Here is a 17,223-nt window from a genome sequence, read left to right as displayed (position 1 = left end):
CGACCGGGAATGTGCTCGGCATGCACATGCTTGGATCTCAAGCACCTCAGGTGCGTCGTGGAGCCGAGGCTTCATAATGCTCGGCCGGTCGCCCTGCGAAGGCCTGGCAATTAACCTGCGGCCTCCGCAAAACATTCGTCATAGAGTTCGCTGGCGTTTCCCGCATCACCGAACGAGGTCCAGCCGCCGTCCACGTAGAGGATCGAGCCGTTGATGTATGAGGCGTCAGACGAAGCAAGGAAGAACGATGCATCTGCGACGTCTTCTGGCCGTCCCATCCTGCCCATGGGGATGCGTCGTCCGATTGCTGTCAGGTCGATGCGGCCGGCTTTGGCCAACTGAGCAAGTGCGGGCGTGCGGATGTGGCCAGGAGCGACGGTGGCTGTCCGAATTCCGACCGGCCCGAGTTCGGCCGCCATGCAACGGGTCAGCATATCCATCCCCGCCTTGGAGGCGCCGTAGGCATGGCGCGGCGCGAACGGCAGAAAGCTGTCGATCGACCCGAGATTGAGGATCACGCCGCCCGGGCGCATAGCCTTGATCGCTTCGCGCGCGCAGGTGAAGGCGCCGGTAAGGTTGACATCCAGGACGTGTTCGAGCTGTTTCGACAGTTGCTCGATCGCAGGCACAATCCTGTCGGCGGTATCAGCACTATTGACCAGAACATCGATATACCCGAAGCGTCCCCTCAGTTCTTCGAACATCGACACCACATCGCTCTCGACGGCCACGTCCAGCGATTTCGCCAGATGCTTGCCGGGGAGCGATGTAGCCAGCTCTGCCGCTGCAGTGCCATCTTTATCAGCAATCACGACGGTGTCGCCGTTCGCGGCAAAGCGGCGAGCGACGGCCGCGCCAATGCTTTTTGCGCCACCGGTGACGAGCACGATTCGCGCATCTGTGCATTCGGCCGGACAGGAGAGCTCGGCTTGGAGCGCACCATCCACCGGCGGGTGAGCATCCCCCGGCTGGTTGAATGACATCCAGCCTCCGTCGACTGCCAGCACCGAGCCGGTGATGTAGCGCGCCTGCGTGCTGCTCAGAAAACGCACGACCCTGGCGATCTCGTCGGGGCGAGCCAAGCGCCCCATCGGCACGCGGCGGCGTATCGCCGCGAGGTCCATTTTGCCAGCGCGTGCCAGTTCTGTGACCATTGGGGTGCGGACGGAGCCCGGCGCCACCGCCGTGACGCGGATTCCTCGCATAGCCCACTCGCATGCAAGGGACTTTGTCAACGAGATCACGCCAGCTTTCGAGGCTGCGTAGGCGTTGCGCCTGGGATTGCCGACCACGCCCGCCATCGAAGCCACATTGACGATCGCACCGCCCGGCTTCATGCGCCGCGCCGCTTCCCGGGCCATAACGAATGGCCCAATAAGGTTCACTGTCACGCCGCGTCGGAAGGTATCGACAGCGGTGTCGATGATCCTATCCATCGTGGGTCCAACCGCCGCATTGTTGATGAGGACATCGATTTGCGCGAACCGTGCTTCGACCTGGCCGAAAAGTGAGAGCATGTCCTTCTCTCGCGACACATCGCACTCCAGACCGACGTGCGGCGACCCGAGATCCCGAGCCAGTTCAACCACACCACTGCCCGGAAGGTCCACCGCAACTACAGTGTCTCCGTCCGCGGCAAGGATATCGACCAGGGCACGGCCGATCCCGCCCGCAGCGCCTGTGATGATTACGGTGCGTGCTGCCAGTTTCACGAGAGCTTCTCCACGATGACCGCTTGTGATCTCAGCCCATCAACCTTGGGCGGAATGAAGGGCCGAGCCAAATCGTTGCAGTGACCGCCAGTTGCGGCCCCACACAGATGTCGTTCCCGTAGGGCGCTCATCCTCCATTTCTACCCACTTATGCAGCTCCCAGTTGGGGACCCTCGACGCCATCTTGGTCGGTGGGGATGTGACCCTTGAGCAACTGGTAGATGGGATCGTCTGGATGTTGTGCTCCAATCGGCTGTCGCCGGCCGAACCTATCTGCCTCAAGAATCGCTGGCGGGATTTGCTCCTCAACCCAATCGTAGACGACTGTCCGTTCCGCAATTCGCCACTCGTCCTGCCTCTTCTGAAACAGATCGCAGTAACGGCCGCAAAGCAGCGTCTGACGTATTTCTTGGTCTGTATCCGGTCCGCGTTGCAGCGCGGTGAAATAGCTCTCGACCGCGGCCTCTGCTGAACTGATGAAGTCGATCAGGCTGTTCGTGATTTGATGGATGTTACGGTGCCCCGGCAGACCGAGAGCAAATTGGATGAAGTCCTCTGCCGGTCCGCAATAGGGACCGTGCCTGTCATACGCTTCGGGCCAGTATGCGCTACGCAGCGCCGCCTCATCGGCGCGGTCTATCCCGCGGCAGTACCGATACAGGCAGTTGCGGATCGCCTCTCGGTCACGCAGTTCGGTAATTTTCGCGTGGTCGACAGGGTCTGTCGCGAATTGTATGATTGTTTTATCCTTCCCGATGCCAGTCTGCACTTTGCGTGTGTCTCTCTCTACAACTGAGTTAGCGGGGGGCTCGTCAACTTCCAGAGCTTGTTCGGGGCAGGCTCGTACCCCTTTTGAGGCAAGCAGTTGCTCCCCATCGGCAACATCAATATCACCGGGCAAGATGTAGCCGGCGTCATCAAGCTTGAAGACTCTCGGCGCCCGCGCCCAGCAGCGCGCATGACCCTGGCATCTGGCTTTATGTACGACGACACGCATAGCGAACTCCAATGTCGTTGGCTGAAACTTCAGGACCAGTCCAGGATCAGATTCTCGATCCCGAACACATGGCCGCCGAAGGTGATAGGTTCAGTCCCTGTCTTGATCCGAAAGGCTGGGATGCGCGCCAGCCACTCCTCCAGGCCAATGACAATCTCCCGCCGGGCAAGGTGTGAGCCAAGACAACGATGGGGACCATAGCCAAAGGCAGCGTGCCGGTTGTCCTCGCGCGCCAGATCGATCTCATTCGGGCATTCGAATTCCGCCGGGTCACGATTGGCAATCATCGTGGCACAGGAAACATAGTCTCCCTTGCGGATCGGCGCGCCTTTGAAGTCGACATCCTTCGTTGCCACTCGGATCATCTGAATGGTCGAATAGGCGCGCAGCAATTCTTCCGCAGCGACGGCAATCCGGTCCGGTTCGCTTCGTAGCAATTCCTGATCTTTGGGGTTGCGCGCGAGATGGGCCAAGTCGAAGCATATGGCTGCTGAGACCGTGTCGAGTCCCGCGACGAACACAAGCACGCCGATGCCACGGACTTCTTCGTCACTGAGCAGACGACCCTCGACCTTTGCCTTCACGATGAAGGTCATGAAATCATCGACCGGCTCCTTGCGGCGCTCGGTGGCAAGTTCGTCGATGAAGGCCACGATCGTCCGGGCTGCGGGTGGTCGTTGCTCCTTATCGCCGTGGAGCAGATCTCTAGCCCAGCCGACAAATGTTTCTAGTCCGTTGTCCGAAAGCCCAATAAAGCGAAGGAAGATATTGACCGCGAACGGAACTGCAAAATCCTTCATGATGTCGCAGCTCGTGCCTGATGCGGCGATCCTGTCGATCAGCTTGATCGCTCGTTCCCGGACAGCCGGCTCCAATGCCATTACCCGCTTTGGCGAAAGCAGCGGATTGAGCAGTGAGCGAAAAACACCGTGGAATGGCGGATCGAGCTCAAGCGGGATCATCGGCCAGCTCTCGCCGAGCACAGAGGCGAAGATGCTGCGATGGCTGGAAAACGTTTCGGTGTCCTGCAGCACCCGGCGCTGGTCGCTCGCGCGAGTGATGACCCAGGTACCCCGACCGTCGCGCGTGTTGCTGGTTGAATAAAAGATCGGAGGCCCGGCATGAACGCAAGCAACCGCTGCATGCGGATCCCCGTTAGCGGTCGGCAACATGCCGGGCGACGTAAACAGGCTGAAGTCCCTCACCATTTCGGGCGGGACATGATCTGGAACCGGCCGCGATTTAACCGCGCCAGAATCGAGAGACCGTTCATGAGATGCTGTCGGCATTTGCATGCAATCGTTGGTGCAAGCTCCGTGCCGAATTCGTCTTTCGATAATCCTTGCCGTTTGCTGGGCAACAGGTGGCGCCTGCGCTGACTTGCTGGTCGGGATTGCAACATTCTTGTCCAGCGTCGGACACAGAATGTAGAAAGCTAGACACCGACTTGGAGCAACTCAACTGGTGGGATCGCTAGCTGTGGAGCCTCAACAGGTTGTCCTCGGTTAGAGCGAGGCGACTGATAGGTGTTTTGGACTTTAGGCTCCCGTGGGGACGGTGCCAATTGTATCTGTGCAGCCAGACCGGCAACTCTGCGGCGCGGTGATCTGAAGTCGGATAAGCGATGGCATAAGCCCATTCGCGCAGTGCTGTCTGGATGAAGCGCTCGGCCTTGCCATTGGTCTTGGGTGTATAGGGTCTTGTCCTGACGTGCTTGAGGCCGAGATCGCGGCAGGCCTTGGCGAAGGCCTTTGATCTGTAGCAGGAGCCGTTGTCGGTCATGACGCGGGCTATCGTGACGCCGAGGCTGGCGTAGTAGGCCACCGCCGCCTTGAGGAAGGCGATGGCGCTTTCTTTTTTCTCGTCGGGCAGGATCTGCGAGAAGGCGATGCGGGAGGCGTCGTCGATGCAGACATGGACGAACTCCCAACTGCTGCCGCGCGAGCTGGCATTGCCGGTGCGCTTGCCGGTAATGCGATGACCGATGCGCTCGAAACGACCGAGCTTCTTGATATCGATATGGATCATCTCGCCAGGATGCTCGCGCTCGTAGCGTCGGATCGGCTCGGCCGGTTCGATATCCCGCAACCGCGACAGTCCGGCACGCTTGAGAACCCGGCTAACGGTGGCGGGCGAGACGCCGACCTCATGGGCGATGTGCTTGCCGGTCCAACGTTGCCGCCGCAGCGCCATGATGCGCTCGGCGATCAACGCAGCGGTGGCCTGCGGCATATGGGCGGGCCGCGAGGAACGGTCGATCATGCCGGCCCGCCCTTCGGACTTGTAGCGCTCGACCCAGCGCGCCACGATCTTGGCCGACACGCCGTAGACACGCGCCGCATGGGCTTTGGAGAAAGCGCCTTCTATCACCGACAGCGCCATCTCCTCTCGACGCAGCGGTGTGAGACGGGCATTCTTATGGATGTTCATTCGGATCCTCCGATGGATGCTGAAGCGTGGTAACTCCAGTCTCCTCGGTCCGGTCCGAATGGACAACCTCCCGAAAGCTCACAGCTAGCCGATCATGTGCCCGGGGAGCATCCAGTTCGAAAGCTTGCTCTAAGCGGCTTGGTGACTTGGCCGAGGTCACCCAGGTGGAAATGACCAACACTTGGGGTAAGCCTAGTGGCGCTCCCCTCGATGATGTCTGGCGGGGTGGTTAGCCGCCTCCGTGGGACAAGATCAGTCTACACGAATGGGCTATAGCCTCTCCTCGCCTGCCTCACTGGCCGTCCTTCAGAGCCGGCCACACGAGCTTTTGTCTTTCAGCAGGGCGTTTTTCTCGCCAGCTACAGAGCCACACCGACGCCATTAATGAGCGTCCAGTCGACGGGTTGGATGGCCCTGTCCATCTTGCCCAGCACCTTGGCTTAGCATTTGCCGGTGCGGCGGAAGCCTTCAAGACGCAGTTCTTGACCTTCTCCAGATCAGCCTCGGATGGATATCGGCAAGGGTTCAGCTCGTCCTTTTGAACTTGCGCATCTTCGTGTTGGCCAACCCCAGGCCGCCCGACATATTTGCGGTCTATCCGGCACCTCAACTTCGAACAACCTTGCGGCAAGCTCTTGGGATAGCCCACGCTCGTGCCTCCACCACCCGCTCAGCAGAGCCAGATTTGTCGTTGATGGCACGGAACTTGCGGAGTCATTCGCAGATGCGTCACGGACCGAGAGTGTCGTCCCATGAATTCGATCACCAAAAAGGCCGCCCGACGTTGCTGGGACCGCCTGCAATTACCTTATCCCAGAATTGGGAGCAACGGCTTCAAAAGGGATAACTCATCACCTCAATTTTGTCGATCGCGCGGCCATCGAACCGCAGCCATCGATCAGACTTCCGCCTCGTTGCACTCATTGCGACCGCCTTGGTGCTTGCGACAACCGCTCAATTCTGGCTGCCAGGATAACCACATATGGCGACGGAACTTCCTGCTTCAAAGCAATATAGAGATCGTCGATCATCCCCCCATCAAGGCCTCGATCGAGGACACCGCGTTCGGCTTGCTTGGTTCGCAGTGAACAGACCGCACTTCGACGAATGCGATCGATGCGACCGCGCCGAGAACTCTCCCGCATTGTCGACGGTTGGGTCCGTCGGCCCTCCGATGAGGCCTCGGATGCGTCGGGCGCCGAGGCCTCGACTGATGCCGACTGGCCGCCGCCGGAAGGTCTCGCGGCTTTGATCCCCGGCGATGTAGCCACCCCTGCTGCAACAGCTCCTAGCCGGAGAACTCATTCATGACCGAATCGGCGACAGATTTAGTGGACGCGGCTTTGTTCGACCGAGATCGGCTTGACCCAGAAAGTCCCTATCAACGTTCTGGCCCTGCATGGGGTGCCATCATTTCGCTTTCCTTCGGCACCTTCGGGCTTGTGACGGCAGAGTTTCTGCCCGCCAGCGTTCTGACACCGCTCGCGCATGATCTCCGTATCACCACGGGCACGGCTGGACAGGCGCTAACAGCGACCGCAATCGTCGCGGCGATCTCGGCACCGATAATCGCCATCGTGACAAAGCGTCTGGACCGCAGGGTCGTCATCTGGGCGATGACGCTCCTGCTGATCCTGTCGAACGTTCTGGCAGAGGTTGCGGGGTCGCTGCCGGTTTTGCTGGCGGCACGCGTCGTCCTTGGCATATCGCTTGGTGGTTTTTGGTCTATTTCGGCAGCGTTGGCGATGCGGCTGGTTCCAAGTCACCTCATGCCGCGCGCCATGTCGATCATCCTCACCGGCGTTTCTGTCGCCTCCGTCTGCGCGGCTCCAATCGGCGCTTATGTCGGTGACATTTGGGGATGGCGAGCCTCGTTCAAGGTCGCCGCAATCGTGAGTGCCGTTGCGCTGCTCGTGCAACTCGTAACCATTCCGCCACTGCCTCCGATCGAAGTGCGCAGATTCCGCAGTCCGCTGGATGTCGCGAAGAATCCGGCGATGAAGGTTGCGGTGCTAGTCGTGCTATTGGTCGCTTCCGGCCATTTTGCCAGCTTCGCCTACATCCGCGCCTTTCTCGAGAGCGTTCCTGCGCTCGAAAAGAAGTCAATCCCGCTCGTGTTCCTTGCTTTTGGCACGGCCGGCGTCTTCGGCAATTTAGCCGGCGCATTCCTCACCAAACACAGTCTCAAGGCGGTCGCGGCCCTGCCGCCCCTGCTCATTGCCGTAGCCGCTGTCTCGCTCCTGACTATGGGAGCATCGGCCTTGACCTCGGCAATTGCAGTTGCCGTATGGGGCTTTGCTTTTGGCGCGGTCCCGGTCGGATTGCAGACATGGATGGTGCTACGCGCCGCTCCGAAACAGGCCGAGAGCGCTGGTGTACTGATGGTCATAACCTTCCAAGTGGCCATCGCAGCCGGCACAACTTTCGGTGGCCTATTGGTGGATCACACGGGTATTGCCAGTGTCTTTGTCTACAGCGCGGTTGCCACGTTCCTCGCTGTCTTGACAGTATTTTTGCTCGGCCCGAACCGCAAAACCTGACCGCCTGGTGGGGAGTGACGGTCGGCGGCGTTCACGCTATTGCCACCTCTGAGCTCGGCCCAAAGGCCGCGGCTTCGTCGTAACCATGCGGTCGATGGGGCAGCGCCAAATTGCTTCCTGCTCATCGCGTTGCGATAATACAGCGCGCTTATTGCGTCATCGTGTCCCCGGTCTCGGCTTCAATGCCCGGCTACTGGCTGCGGAGGCAGATGGGCGCCGGCGTCCCACCGACGACGATCGGTCTTTTCTCATGTAGCTGTCGGGGAAACGAGGCAGGTTTTCCGCCAGAACCCGCCAGTCGTCGCGCTCGCGTTCGCCTTCCTTGCGCGCACCGAACAACTGGATGATGATCTTGCCGTCGGACCCATATGCTTCGAGCGAGGTGACGTGACTGTCATTGGTCGGCTTGCGCACGGCCCAAACCTCACGGATTTGGTGGGTCCTGAGATGCAGCCGGAACGTTTCGTCCAGCACATGGATGCACGGCCCGATCTGCTTGACCGACTTGATTAAGCCGGAATGGGTCTGGATAGAACCTCGGTTGCCGACGAAGCACATGATCGGCAATTCGTCTTCGGCCGCACGCTGGAGCACGGCGCCAACTGCGGCATTGTCGAGCAGCCAAGCGTAATCCTGGCCGACCATGCGCAAAGCCTGGCAGCGGCTGAGCTTGAGCGTCTTTAGAAGGTTGACGTCAGTCAGCCGGCTCCAGTGCTCGCGTAGGTCGTCCACCGTGCCGGCCCAGTCCGCAGTCCTCGCGCCCAGGTCGGCTACTCTCGCCTTAAGCGACATGGTCGGCTCCTGGTTGGCGGATACGAGCTCGGCCACCAGCTTTCGATAGGCATGAAGGTTGGAGACCGGCCTGAGATGCACCTTATGCACTGCTGCGCCGGTGGCGTCGAAGAATTGCAAACTGCGCTGGATTCCGCCGCGATGGCGCCTTTCAACAGCGAAACCATACCTCCAAGCTTGCGGGAAGACGCGAAGGTCGAATTCGTCACCAAGGACCATGGCGTGATTGTTGCCGGTTATCACTCTGTTGAAGACGCCAATCTTTTCGTGCACGGCACCTTGATTGCGGGTCAGCGCCGTCACTTCGCCCACGAATTCGAGGCCCGTCAGAACGTGATTGACGCGCGGGTCGATGCGTGCCGCGCCGAAACCGCAATGGGCCGCGACCAGTTCCGCTTCCGAAATGGCCAATTGGGCTGCGAAATCACGCGCGGGAATGTTCGGACAGACTTCCCACGCACGCCGGATTTCGTTGGGCGACCGCTTCTTGCGCTGATCCATGTTTTTACCCCTGCCCCGTTCTTCTTTTGACGATCGATCGAAAAACGGGCCTCAGGGGTGTGCACGGCGGACGCGATCGATCGTCAGGCACATGCCAGTCGAATCCTGTCTCCGGGCGGTCAGCGGCCAATCGCCGGTAGAGAGCGATTGTTGGGTGGTCGGCGCCAATCGGCCGATCGAGCATTCGGGTACCACCGGCGGTGCTGCTTTCCCACTCAAGGCGGGTCTGATGGATCATATTGCTCTCCTTCGTTCTTCGATTGCGAGGGCAACCCAAAGGTGAATCGGCCGGCAATTTTGCCGCCGCAACGAAGGCTTCACAAAAATCGTGCCAGTTGCTCCGCGGCAAGCTCTGAACATCTTTGGCTCTGTTCATTGCTTTACGCGTGAGTGCATCGCGAACTCAGGCGCCCTTCCTGTGACGCGGACGCGACAAATCCGACAGTAAGTGTCGGTTGTCGGACGTCTCCCCAGCAATCGAGCATAAGAGACGTCGGGATGTCCTACGGTTTTTGACACGTCTTCCCTTTGGCACGGTCCATGCGAGATGATCCGCGAAAACGTCGGACCGAGGAGAAATCGAGCCATGATTACGCTCACCGACAACGCTGTTGCCGCCATCAAGGCCGCTCTTTACCGCGCCAGCGAGCCGGCGGAAGGATTTCGCATCATGGTCCATGCCGGCGGCTGCGCCGGCTTCCAATACTCAATGGGCCTGGAGAGCGTCTCACGTGAGGGCGATGCGATCATCGAGCGAGATGGGCTCAAGGTGTTCATGGATAGAGGCTCCCAACCCCATGCAGCCGGCATGACCGTGGACTTCGTCACTGGGCTCGAAACATCCGGCTTTGTTTTCGATAACCCCAATGCGCGTGAGACGTGCGGCTGCGGCAAGTCCTGCAAATGATTGCGAGGGAACAGGCTATGTTCGACTATAGCGACGCCAAGGAATACTGCGTCGAACCGGCACCGCCGGCGCTCTGGAACCGGCCGACACGCACTGTCGGCCCGGAACAATTGCGTTCGGTGATGCGCCAAATCGCGATCATCGATCGTTGCCGTGGGCAAGCAAACAAAATTGCCCGAAACAGCTGAATTCCCGGCAGATGCCGCCACCAAAGGGCAATGTCGACAGCGACCGGTCAGCCAAGCCATCGCTCGCCCGGCCGCCCACCTTACCAGATACGATATGCGCCAGAGGTTCAATGGCCCGCCTACCCTTGAATCATTTCAGCAGTTGAAGGATCACTCCCATGAACCCTGTCTATCTCGACAACAACGCAACGACGCGGGTTGATCCTGCAGTCGTTGGAGCGATGTTGCCTTTCTTTACGGAGCAATTTGGCAATCATTCGTCCATGCACGCCTATGGCGCATCGGTTGCTGAAGCCGTGAGAAAGGCGAGGCAACAGTTGCAAGCCCTCATCGGCGCGGGATTCGAGGACGAGATCATCTTCACCTCGGGCGGGACTGAAAGCGACAGTACAGCCATCCTTTCGGCGCTGGAGGTGATGCCCGACCGAACGGAAATAGTGACTTCCGCGGTTGAACATCCGGCCGTTCTGAAGTTGTGCGCGCACCTTGAAAAGACGCGCGGCGTCAAGGTGCACATTATCCCAGTCGATCACCACGGCCGGCTCGACCTGGACGCCTACAGAACCGCTCTCACTCCACAAGTGGCAATCGTCTCGATAATGTGGGCGAACAATGAGACCGGTACGATCTTTCCCGTGGTTAAGCTTGCCGATCTAGCCAGGGAAGTCGGCGCGCTTTTCCACACTGATGCAGTGCAGGCGGTCGGAAGGCTTCCGATTGAGCTGAAATCGACCGCGATCGACATGCTGTCGCTCTCCGCCCACAAGCTGCATGGTCCAAAGGGGATAGGCGCGCTTTATGTAAGACGTGGCGTGCGCTTCTCCTCCATGATCAAGGGTGGGCACCAAGAGCGCGACCGGCGTGCAGGCACTGAAAACACACCCGGCATAGTCGGACTGGGCATGGCGGCCGAACTCGCCTTGAAATTCATGGACGAGACAAAACGAATAAAATGGTTGCGCGACCGCCTTGAGAACGGGATCATCCAGCGCATCCCAAACACATCCATCAACGGCGATCCGCAAGAGCGATTGCCAAACACTGCAAACATTGGATTCGAAGGTATCGAAGGCGATGCAATTCCAATTGTCCTGAGCCGGCTGGGAATCGCCTGTTCCGCCGGGTCCGCCTGTGCCTCTGGCTCACTGGAACCGAGCCATGTTCTGATCGCTATGAACGCGGCATGTGGGGCAGTCCGCTTCTCCTTGTCGCGTGACAACGGCGAAGATGACGTAGACCGCGTGCTTGAGGTCCTGCCTGCGATCACCGAGAAGCTACGGGCCGTTCCCAGTGCTGGACTGTGCGGGCGAGGTGCAGAACAGCTTCATTCCGGCCCGGGTCCGAGCGGCACAATAGCCGACGAGCCGTGAGGTCTTCCTCAACGTGACGACCCTGCGCAATGGAGAGCAGTCAAACTCGGGGTCGCCTTCACCACTTCAGAAAAGCTTGAGATCGCCAAGTCTCTTGCCCAGCCGCCGTGCCAGAGGTCGGCACGCCGTCAGCAATGTCACCAATGCATCGACACCACAATTACGCGCCGGGAGAATACAATGAACTGCTCCGCTGATAGCCGCCCGATCGATCGCACCGATATCCTAGCGCGACTGAAGGGCCTGTCGGCCGCGGAGGACTTCTTCGCCTGCCTTGGCGTCTCCTACGACCCGAAAGTGATGAATGTCTCGCGGCTCCATATCATGAAGCGCGTGGGCCAATACCTTGCCGAAGAAGATTTCTCCGGTCTGCCTAACCAGGTAATCGCCGCGCGGGTGCGCGCCAAGCTGGAACGCGCCTACGAAGATTTCGCGACTTCCTCGCCGCTCACGCAACGTGTGTTCAAGGTGCTAAGGGACCACGATCCAAACATATGTCCCGCACCTGGCCGCGCCTTCGTCCCGCTCGACTCTGCACTGAAGCGGTTCGGAAAGTAATGAGCCCGACACGGCTGCGACGCGACAATGTCGAGAAGTCGACAAATCCAGTCCTCATGACGCCTCCTCGGAAGCAAACGAAGCCACCTTCTGGAATAGAGGCAGGAAGACGACTTGGCATGAACGATGCAGGCAATGAGGCGAACCGCCAAGCACGAATCCGGACTGGGAGCTTAGAGAAACCGCCAATGCATATCGTAATCTGCATCAAGCAGGTGCCGGATTCGGCACAGATCCGCGTGCACCCGGTGACGAACACGATCATGCGTCAGGGTGTTCCGACCATCATCAATCCTTACGACCTGTTCGCCCTCGAAGAAGCGCTCAAACTGCGCGACGTTCATGGTGGCGAGGTTACTGTGCTCACAATGGGTCCGCCCATGGCGGAGGACTCGCTGCGAAAGGCGCTCGGTTACGGTGCTGACCGAGCAGTTCTCTTGACGGACCGCTATTTTGCCGGATCCGATACGCTGGCGACTTCCTTTGCTCTTTCGCAAGCAATCGCAAAAATTGGGGAGACTTTCGGCAGGCCGGACATCGTCTTCACCGGCAAGCAGACGATTGACGGCGATACCGCCCAGGTCGGACCGGGCATAGCCAAGCGCCTAGATTTATCGCAACTTACCTATGTCGCGAAGATTGCCTCCATCGATCTCGATACGCGAGAGATCGAAGTCGCGCGTCGCGCCGAAGGCGGCACCCAGTTGCTGAAGAGCAGACTCCCTTGCCTCATTACCATGCTGGAAGACACCAACGAAATCCGCCGGGGCTCGCTCCAGCAGGCTCTGTGCGCGGCGCGCAGGCAAGTCGTGAAGTGGACTGCAGCCGACGCCGGCATTGACGATCTCACCCGGTGCGGTCTGCGTGGCTCGCCTACAGTCGTCAAGCGTGTTTTCGCCCCCACCGCACGGGCAGAAAGGGCGGCGCAGATCGACACCGCGGAAAGGGGCTTGCAGGACATAGCCGATGAACTCATCGCCGATATCTTAACCCGCCGGCCGGCGCTGGAACATGAGCTGGCCTTCAACAGCGGCACGTGACGGCCAGGAGCAGAAAATGTCGACCGCAAGCCAAACCACCCCTCGCATTGCCCCCGGCCGTGCCGGTGTAAAGAAAGAACTTCCCGACCATTTCAAAGACTACCGGCACGTGTGGGTCTTCCTCGAGCTCGAACGCGGCAATGTGCATCCTGTATCATTCGAACTGCTGGGCGAAGGCCGCAAATTGGCCGACAAGCTTGAAGTCCAGCTCGCGGGCGTCGTGCTGGGACCGCCGGGCGAGATGGTCGAGGACGCTGTTGCCGAGGCCTTCGCTTACGGGGCGGATCTTGTCTACATCGTCGATGCGCCGCCGCTCGCCGACTACCGGAACGAGCCGTTCGCCAAGGCGCTCACGGATCTGGTCAATACCCATAAACCCGAAATCCTCCTTCTCGGCGCGACCACACTGGGCAGGGATCTTGCAGGCTCGGTAGCGACGACCCTGCAGACGGGGCTCACGGCCGACTGCACCGAACTTGATGTAGATTCCGACGGTTCACTCGCCGCGACCCGTCCGACTTTTGGTGGCTCATTGTTGTGTACGATCTATACACTAAATTACCGGCCGCAAATGGCGACGGTGCGACCAAGGGTCATGCCTATGCCGCAACGGGTGGATAAGCCGGTCGGGCGTGTCATGCGGCACAAGCTGTCGCTCGTTGAGGACGATATCGTCACCAAAGTCCTCGGCTTCCTACCGGATAACCAGTCGGCAATGGCAAATCTTGCCTATGCGGATGTCGTGGTTGCGGGAGGCCTCGGTCTCGGAGCGGCGGAGAACCTTCAGCTTGTGAAGAATCTTGCCCGAGCGATCGGCGCCGAGCATGGCTGTTCGCGCCCCTTGGTCCAGAAGGGCTGGATGCCGGCTGATCGACAGATTGGACAAACTGGCAAGACCATTCGACCGAAGCTTTACATCGCGGCCGGAATTTCCGGCGCCATCCAGCACCGAGTTGGGGTCGAGGGGGCCGATCTCATCGTCGCGATCAACACCGATCCGAACGCGCCGATTTTCGAGTTCGCCCACCTCGGGATCGTCACGGATGCAATCCGCTTCCTGCCCGCACTGACGGAAGCCTTCACCCGGCGGCTGTCGCCGCACAGTCGAGACAAGCTTGCGAGTTGAGGGAGAGGACATGATTGAACAATTCGATGCCATAGTGGTCGGAGCCGGCATGTCTGGAAACGCAGCTGCTTACACTTTGGCAAGCCAGGGGCTGAAGGTACTGCAGTTGGAGCGCGGGGAATATCCGGGCTCTAAGAACGTCCAGGGTGCCATAATGTACGCGAACATGCTGGAGAAGATCATCCCGGACTTCCGGGATGATGCGCCCCTCGAGCGGCACCTGGTCGAACAGCGACTTTGGGTGTTGGACGACACGTCTCACACCGGAATTCATTACCGGTCGGACGACTTCAATGAGGCGAAACCCAACCGCTACACGATCATTCGCGCCCAGTTCGACAAATGGTTTTCCCGCAAGGTGCGCGAGGCTGGCGCGACGGTCCTGTGTGAGACGACCGCGACGGAACTCGTCCGTGATGGCAATGGCAAGGTGATCGGCGTCCGCACAGACCGGGCTGGCGGAGTGGTCTTCGCGAATGTGGTCGTTCTCGCAGAAGGGGTGTCGGGATTGCTTGGCACTCGCGCAGGCCTGCGCGAGATGCCGAAGCCGGAGACCGTGGCGCTTGCCGTCAAGGAAATGCATTTCTTGCCCGAAGAGGTCATTGGCCAGCGGTTCGGGGTCAAGGGCGATGAAGGCTGCGTAATCGAGGCCGTGGGCACGATCTCTCGCAGCATGGCCGGGCTCGGCTTCCTTTACACCAACAAGGAGTCGATATCACTCGGCATCGGCTGCCTGGTCTCGGATTTCGCCGCGACGATGGAGAGCCCGTCCGCCCTCCTGGATGCGATGAAAAACCATCCTTCGATCCGGCCGCTGATCGCTGGCTCGGAGGTGAAAGAATATGCCGCCCATCTTATCCCCGAAGGTGGTTACAAGGCCATTCCGCAGCTCTTCGGCGACGGTTGGGTCATCGTCGGCGACGCAGCGCAACTGAACAATGCCATTCACCGTGAGGGTTCGAACCTTGCCATGACCTCGGGTCGTGTCGCGGCTGAGGCGATCATCAAAGTCAAAAGCCGCAACGGTCCTATGACCAAAGCGAACCTTGCGCTCTACAAGACGATGCTGGATGACTCCTTTGTGATCAAGGATCTTAAGAAATACAAGGACATGCCAGCCTTGCTCCACACCAATTCCAGCAACTTTTTTGACAGCTATCCGCGGCTGATGTCGCATGCCGCTCAGAACTTCATGCGTGTCGACGGCACGCCGAAGATCGAGAAGGAAAAGAACACCACGGCCGCCTTCATCAACGCGCGCTCGCGCTGGGGGTTGGTCAGCGACGCGGTCCGCCTGGCATTGGCATGGCGCTGAAGAGGGTACAAGATGACGATCGCAGTGACGAAGGTTCGTGTCGAGGACAAACTTTACCAGAACCGCTATCTGGTCGATTCCGGCCGCCCCCATATTATAGTGCGACCGCACGACAAGCCAAGCGCGAACTTGCTTGCGTTGACCTACGTCTGTCCGGCGAAATGCTATGAGTTGAATGACAAGGGTCAAGTCGAGATCACCGCCGACGGCTGCATGGAATGCGGCACCTGCCGGATATTGTGCGAGAAAGGCGGCGACATCGAGTGGAACTATCCGCGCGGCGGCTTTGGTGTCCTGTTCAAGTTCGGATGATCAGCCGGGACCGTGCCAAGAGCATGCCGGCAGCGAGCAACTGCGGCACACCATGAGCCTCTCCATCCACTTGCAAAGAGCTAGTGAATATTGGCCTTTCGCAATTCAAATTTCCTTGACTCGTTAGCGGTGTCCTCAGGCCACGGCGCTGCCCTGTGCGCCGGACTTACCACCGGTCACGTGGTCGAGCCCCTTTGGGACAACGCCCGGCCATCGTGCCGGATGGCAGCCACAACGGCCGGTGAGCAAGTGGAACGGCACAACCCATGGCAAAGACGTATGTGCTAGTGCATGGTGCCTGGCATGGCGGATGGTGTTGGCGGGACGTGGCTGCCAATCTTCGCAAGATGGGATGCCACGTGACCACGCCGACCAGGTGTCGGCGAACGCGCACGTTTGCTGTGCAAGGACATCACGCCCGACACATTCGTGACCGACATCGTCAACCACATTGTGACGGAAGAGCTGAGCGATGTGATCCTTGTCGGTCACAGTCTAGGCGGCATCAGCATCACCGGCGCCGCCGACCGGATACCCGACCATATCAGCCATCTCGTTTATCTCGACAGCGCCATCGTCGAGAGCGGTCAAAGTGTATTCAGCACCATGCCCCCCGACATCGTCGCGGCCCGTCGAAAATTGGTTGCGGAGGAAGGACGGGGTATCTTCATGCCGACTCCGCCGCCAACAGCATTCGGCATTCCCGAGGGACACTCGCTCACGGACTGGGTGCGGCGCCGGATAACACCGCATCCGGCAGGCACCTACGAAAGCGGACTTAAGCTCGAGCACCCGCTCGGCAACGGCAGACCCCGAACCTATGTCGTCTGCACTAATCCACTCCACCCGCCGATGGCGGGAGCGCGAGAATGGGTCGCGAAGCAGGATGGCTGGGCGTGGCAGGAACTCGCCACTGGCCACGACGCAATGATCCTCGCGCCGACGGAAGTTGCTCTCCTTCTTAGCGCAGTCGGCTGAGGAACCAAGTAGGGTGAGCGGCGGCCGATTCTCAGGCCGTGGCCTTGAGCTCTGGTGCACGGATAGGCCCAACGGGTCGTTCCGGTGGCGCCACCGAAACCACTAGGCGGGAGTGGCCTGTCCTGCCGACGTCGCAAGCTTGCGAGCGTTCCGCCGCGGCCGCAGCCCGTAGCGCCGGGCAACCTCCGAGATCACCGCGTCGGCTCCAGGGTCTCGGAATGACTCCGTGCCTTGTCGTCCATCGACCAATGCCGCCGACCAACAGCGCCGTTGATCACCCTCGAAAACGCCGAGGCTGCCGCTCAGGGTCAATCGTAAGTTCAAGTTCAGACACAAGCCGATCTCCGATCCACCTCAGAATCGGCAGGCCCACAGATCGCGGGTCCTCCTGGAAGGACACAGCGCTTACCCTTGAAATATGGAGAACCATGGCTTTGCGCCGTCGGCAGTTGAGCTG

Annotated in this window: 14 protein-coding genes and 2 pseudogenes; 10 read left to right on the top strand and 6 right to left on the bottom strand. The window is 59.8% G+C overall.

Annotated features, from left to right (window positions below; all coding sequences use genetic code 11):
* Positions 1-110 precede the first annotated feature (110 nt).
* From EJ071_RS06705 to EJ071_RS06690, 5 genes and pseudogenes are all read right to left on the bottom strand, one after another.
* Positions 111-1,712 carry an SDR family oxidoreductase gene (locus EJ071_RS06705; protein WP_063169384.1) on the bottom strand — a complete coding sequence of 534 codons (1,602 nt, stop codon included), beginning with the start codon at positions 1,710-1,712 and terminating at the stop codon, positions 111-113.
* Positions 1,713-1,860: 148 nt separating this feature from the next.
* Positions 1,861-2,448, bottom strand: a complete 588-nt coding sequence (locus tag EJ071_RS06700) for a nuclear transport factor 2 family protein (protein ID WP_126083656.1) — start codon at positions 2,446-2,448, stop codon at positions 1,861-1,863.
* 138 nt (positions 2,449-2,586) lie between these two features.
* Positions 2,587-2,709 (bottom strand): annotated as a pseudogene (locus EJ071_RS39210) (ferredoxin); the annotation flags it as partial.
* Positions 2,710-2,738: 29 nt separating this feature from the next.
* Complete coding sequence (locus EJ071_RS06695; RefSeq protein WP_164759124.1) at positions 2,739-3,917, bottom strand: cytochrome P450; 1,179 nt, start codon at positions 3,915-3,917, stop codon at positions 2,739-2,741.
* Positions 3,918-4,182: 265 nt separating this feature from the next.
* Complete coding sequence (locus EJ071_RS06690) at positions 4,183-5,139, bottom strand: IS481 family transposase (RefSeq protein ID WP_126063820.1); 957 nt, start codon at positions 5,137-5,139, stop codon at positions 4,183-4,185.
* Between the two features lie 1,307 nt (positions 5,140-6,446).
* On the opposite strand from EJ071_RS06690, the gene EJ071_RS06685 reads away from it, so the two are divergent.
* A complete protein-coding gene (locus tag EJ071_RS06685; RefSeq protein ID WP_126063819.1) occupies positions 6,447-7,679 on the top strand; it encodes an MFS transporter in 1,233 nt (410 codons plus the stop codon).
* Positions 7,680-7,940: 261 nt separating this feature from the next.
* On the opposite strand, the pseudogene EJ071_RS06680 reads toward EJ071_RS06685, so the two are convergent.
* Positions 7,941-8,972: pseudogene (locus tag EJ071_RS06680) on the bottom strand (ChuX/HutX family heme-like substrate-binding protein); the annotation flags it as partial.
* Between the two features lie 586 nt (positions 8,973-9,558).
* On the opposite strand from EJ071_RS06680, the gene EJ071_RS06675 reads away from it, so the two are divergent.
* The 9 genes from EJ071_RS06675 to EJ071_RS06640 all read left to right on the top strand — a co-directional run bounded on the left by EJ071_RS06675 (position 9,559) and on the right by EJ071_RS06640 (position 16,766).
* Positions 9,559-9,879 carry an iron-sulfur cluster assembly accessory protein gene (locus EJ071_RS06675; RefSeq protein WP_029356570.1) on the top strand — a complete coding sequence of 107 codons (321 nt, stop codon included), beginning with the start codon at positions 9,559-9,561 and terminating at the stop codon, positions 9,877-9,879.
* A 17-nt stretch (positions 9,880-9,896) separates the two neighbouring features.
* Positions 9,897-10,067, top strand: a complete 171-nt coding sequence (locus EJ071_RS38380) for a hypothetical protein (protein ID WP_165349961.1) — start codon at positions 9,897-9,899, stop codon at positions 10,065-10,067.
* Positions 10,068-10,225: 158 nt separating this feature from the next.
* On the top strand, positions 10,226-11,437 hold the full coding sequence (gene nifS, locus EJ071_RS06670; protein WP_126063817.1) for a cysteine desulfurase NifS: 1,212 nt from the start codon (positions 10,226-10,228) through the stop codon (positions 11,435-11,437).
* A gap of 180 nt (positions 11,438-11,617) precedes the next feature.
* Entirely contained in the window at positions 11,618-11,995 is a 378-nt protein-coding gene (nifW, locus tag EJ071_RS06665; RefSeq protein ID WP_024505239.1) for a nitrogenase stabilizing/protective protein NifW, read from the top strand.
* Positions 11,996-12,183: 188 nt separating this feature from the next.
* Positions 12,184-13,035: an electron transfer flavoprotein subunit beta/FixA family protein gene (locus tag EJ071_RS06660; protein WP_126063816.1), complete on the top strand. Its 852-nt coding sequence runs from the start codon at positions 12,184-12,186 to the stop codon at positions 13,033-13,035.
* Positions 13,036-13,051: 16 nt separating this feature from the next.
* Positions 13,052-14,161: an electron transfer flavoprotein subunit alpha/FixB family protein gene (locus EJ071_RS06655; RefSeq protein WP_126063815.1), complete on the top strand. Its 1,110-nt coding sequence runs from the start codon at positions 13,052-13,054 to the stop codon at positions 14,159-14,161.
* A gap of 10 nt (positions 14,162-14,171) precedes the next feature.
* A complete protein-coding gene (locus EJ071_RS06650) occupies positions 14,172-15,476 on the top strand; it encodes an FAD-binding protein (protein ID WP_126080604.1) in 1,305 nt (434 codons plus the stop codon).
* 12 nt (positions 15,477-15,488) lie between these two features.
* Positions 15,489-15,788, top strand: coding sequence for a ferredoxin family protein (locus EJ071_RS06645; protein ID WP_024505235.1), 300 nt, complete (start codon positions 15,489-15,491; stop codon positions 15,786-15,788).
* 396 nt (positions 15,789-16,184) lie between these two features.
* Entirely contained in the window at positions 16,185-16,766 is a 582-nt protein-coding gene (locus EJ071_RS06640) for an alpha/beta fold hydrolase (protein WP_287152319.1), read from the top strand.
* Positions 16,767-17,223 lie beyond the last annotated feature (457 nt).

This window comes from Mesorhizobium sp. M1B.F.Ca.ET.045.04.1.1, from assembly GCF_003952465.1.
Taxonomy (GTDB): domain Bacteria; phylum Pseudomonadota; class Alphaproteobacteria; order Rhizobiales; family Rhizobiaceae; genus Mesorhizobium; species Mesorhizobium shonense.
The sequence above is the reverse complement of the archived record's forward strand: the minus strand, read 5'-3'. Positions and strand labels throughout refer to the sequence as shown.

Excerpts from the sequence above, each read along its gene's own strand:
- EJ071_RS06695 (WP_164759124.1), bottom strand. The coding sequence starts at position 3,917 with ATGGTGAGGGACTTCAGCCTGTTTACGTCGCCCGGCATGTTGCCGACC.
- EJ071_RS06690 (WP_126063820.1), bottom strand. The coding sequence starts at position 5,139 with ATGAACATCCATAAGAATGCCCGTCTCACACCGCTGCGTCGAGAGGAG.
- EJ071_RS06685 (WP_126063819.1), top strand. The coding sequence starts at position 6,447 with ATGACCGAATCGGCGACAGATTTAGTGGACGCGGCTTTGTTCGACCGA.
- EJ071_RS06675 (WP_029356570.1), top strand. The coding sequence starts at position 9,559 with ATGATTACGCTCACCGACAACGCTGTTGCCGCCATCAAGGCCGCTCTT.
- EJ071_RS38380 (WP_165349961.1), top strand. The coding sequence starts at position 9,897 with ATGTTCGACTATAGCGACGCCAAGGAATACTGCGTCGAACCGGCACCG.
- nifS (WP_126063817.1), top strand. The coding sequence starts at position 10,226 with ATGAACCCTGTCTATCTCGACAACAACGCAACGACGCGGGTTGATCCT.
- nifW (WP_024505239.1), top strand. The coding sequence starts at position 11,618 with ATGAACTGCTCCGCTGATAGCCGCCCGATCGATCGCACCGATATCCTA.
- EJ071_RS06660 (WP_126063816.1), top strand. The coding sequence starts at position 12,184 with ATGCATATCGTAATCTGCATCAAGCAGGTGCCGGATTCGGCACAGATC.
- EJ071_RS06655 (WP_126063815.1), top strand. The coding sequence starts at position 13,052 with ATGTCGACCGCAAGCCAAACCACCCCTCGCATTGCCCCCGGCCGTGCC.
- EJ071_RS06650 (WP_126080604.1), top strand. The coding sequence starts at position 14,172 with ATGATTGAACAATTCGATGCCATAGTGGTCGGAGCCGGCATGTCTGGA.
- EJ071_RS06645 (WP_024505235.1), top strand. The coding sequence starts at position 15,489 with ATGACGATCGCAGTGACGAAGGTTCGTGTCGAGGACAAACTTTACCAG.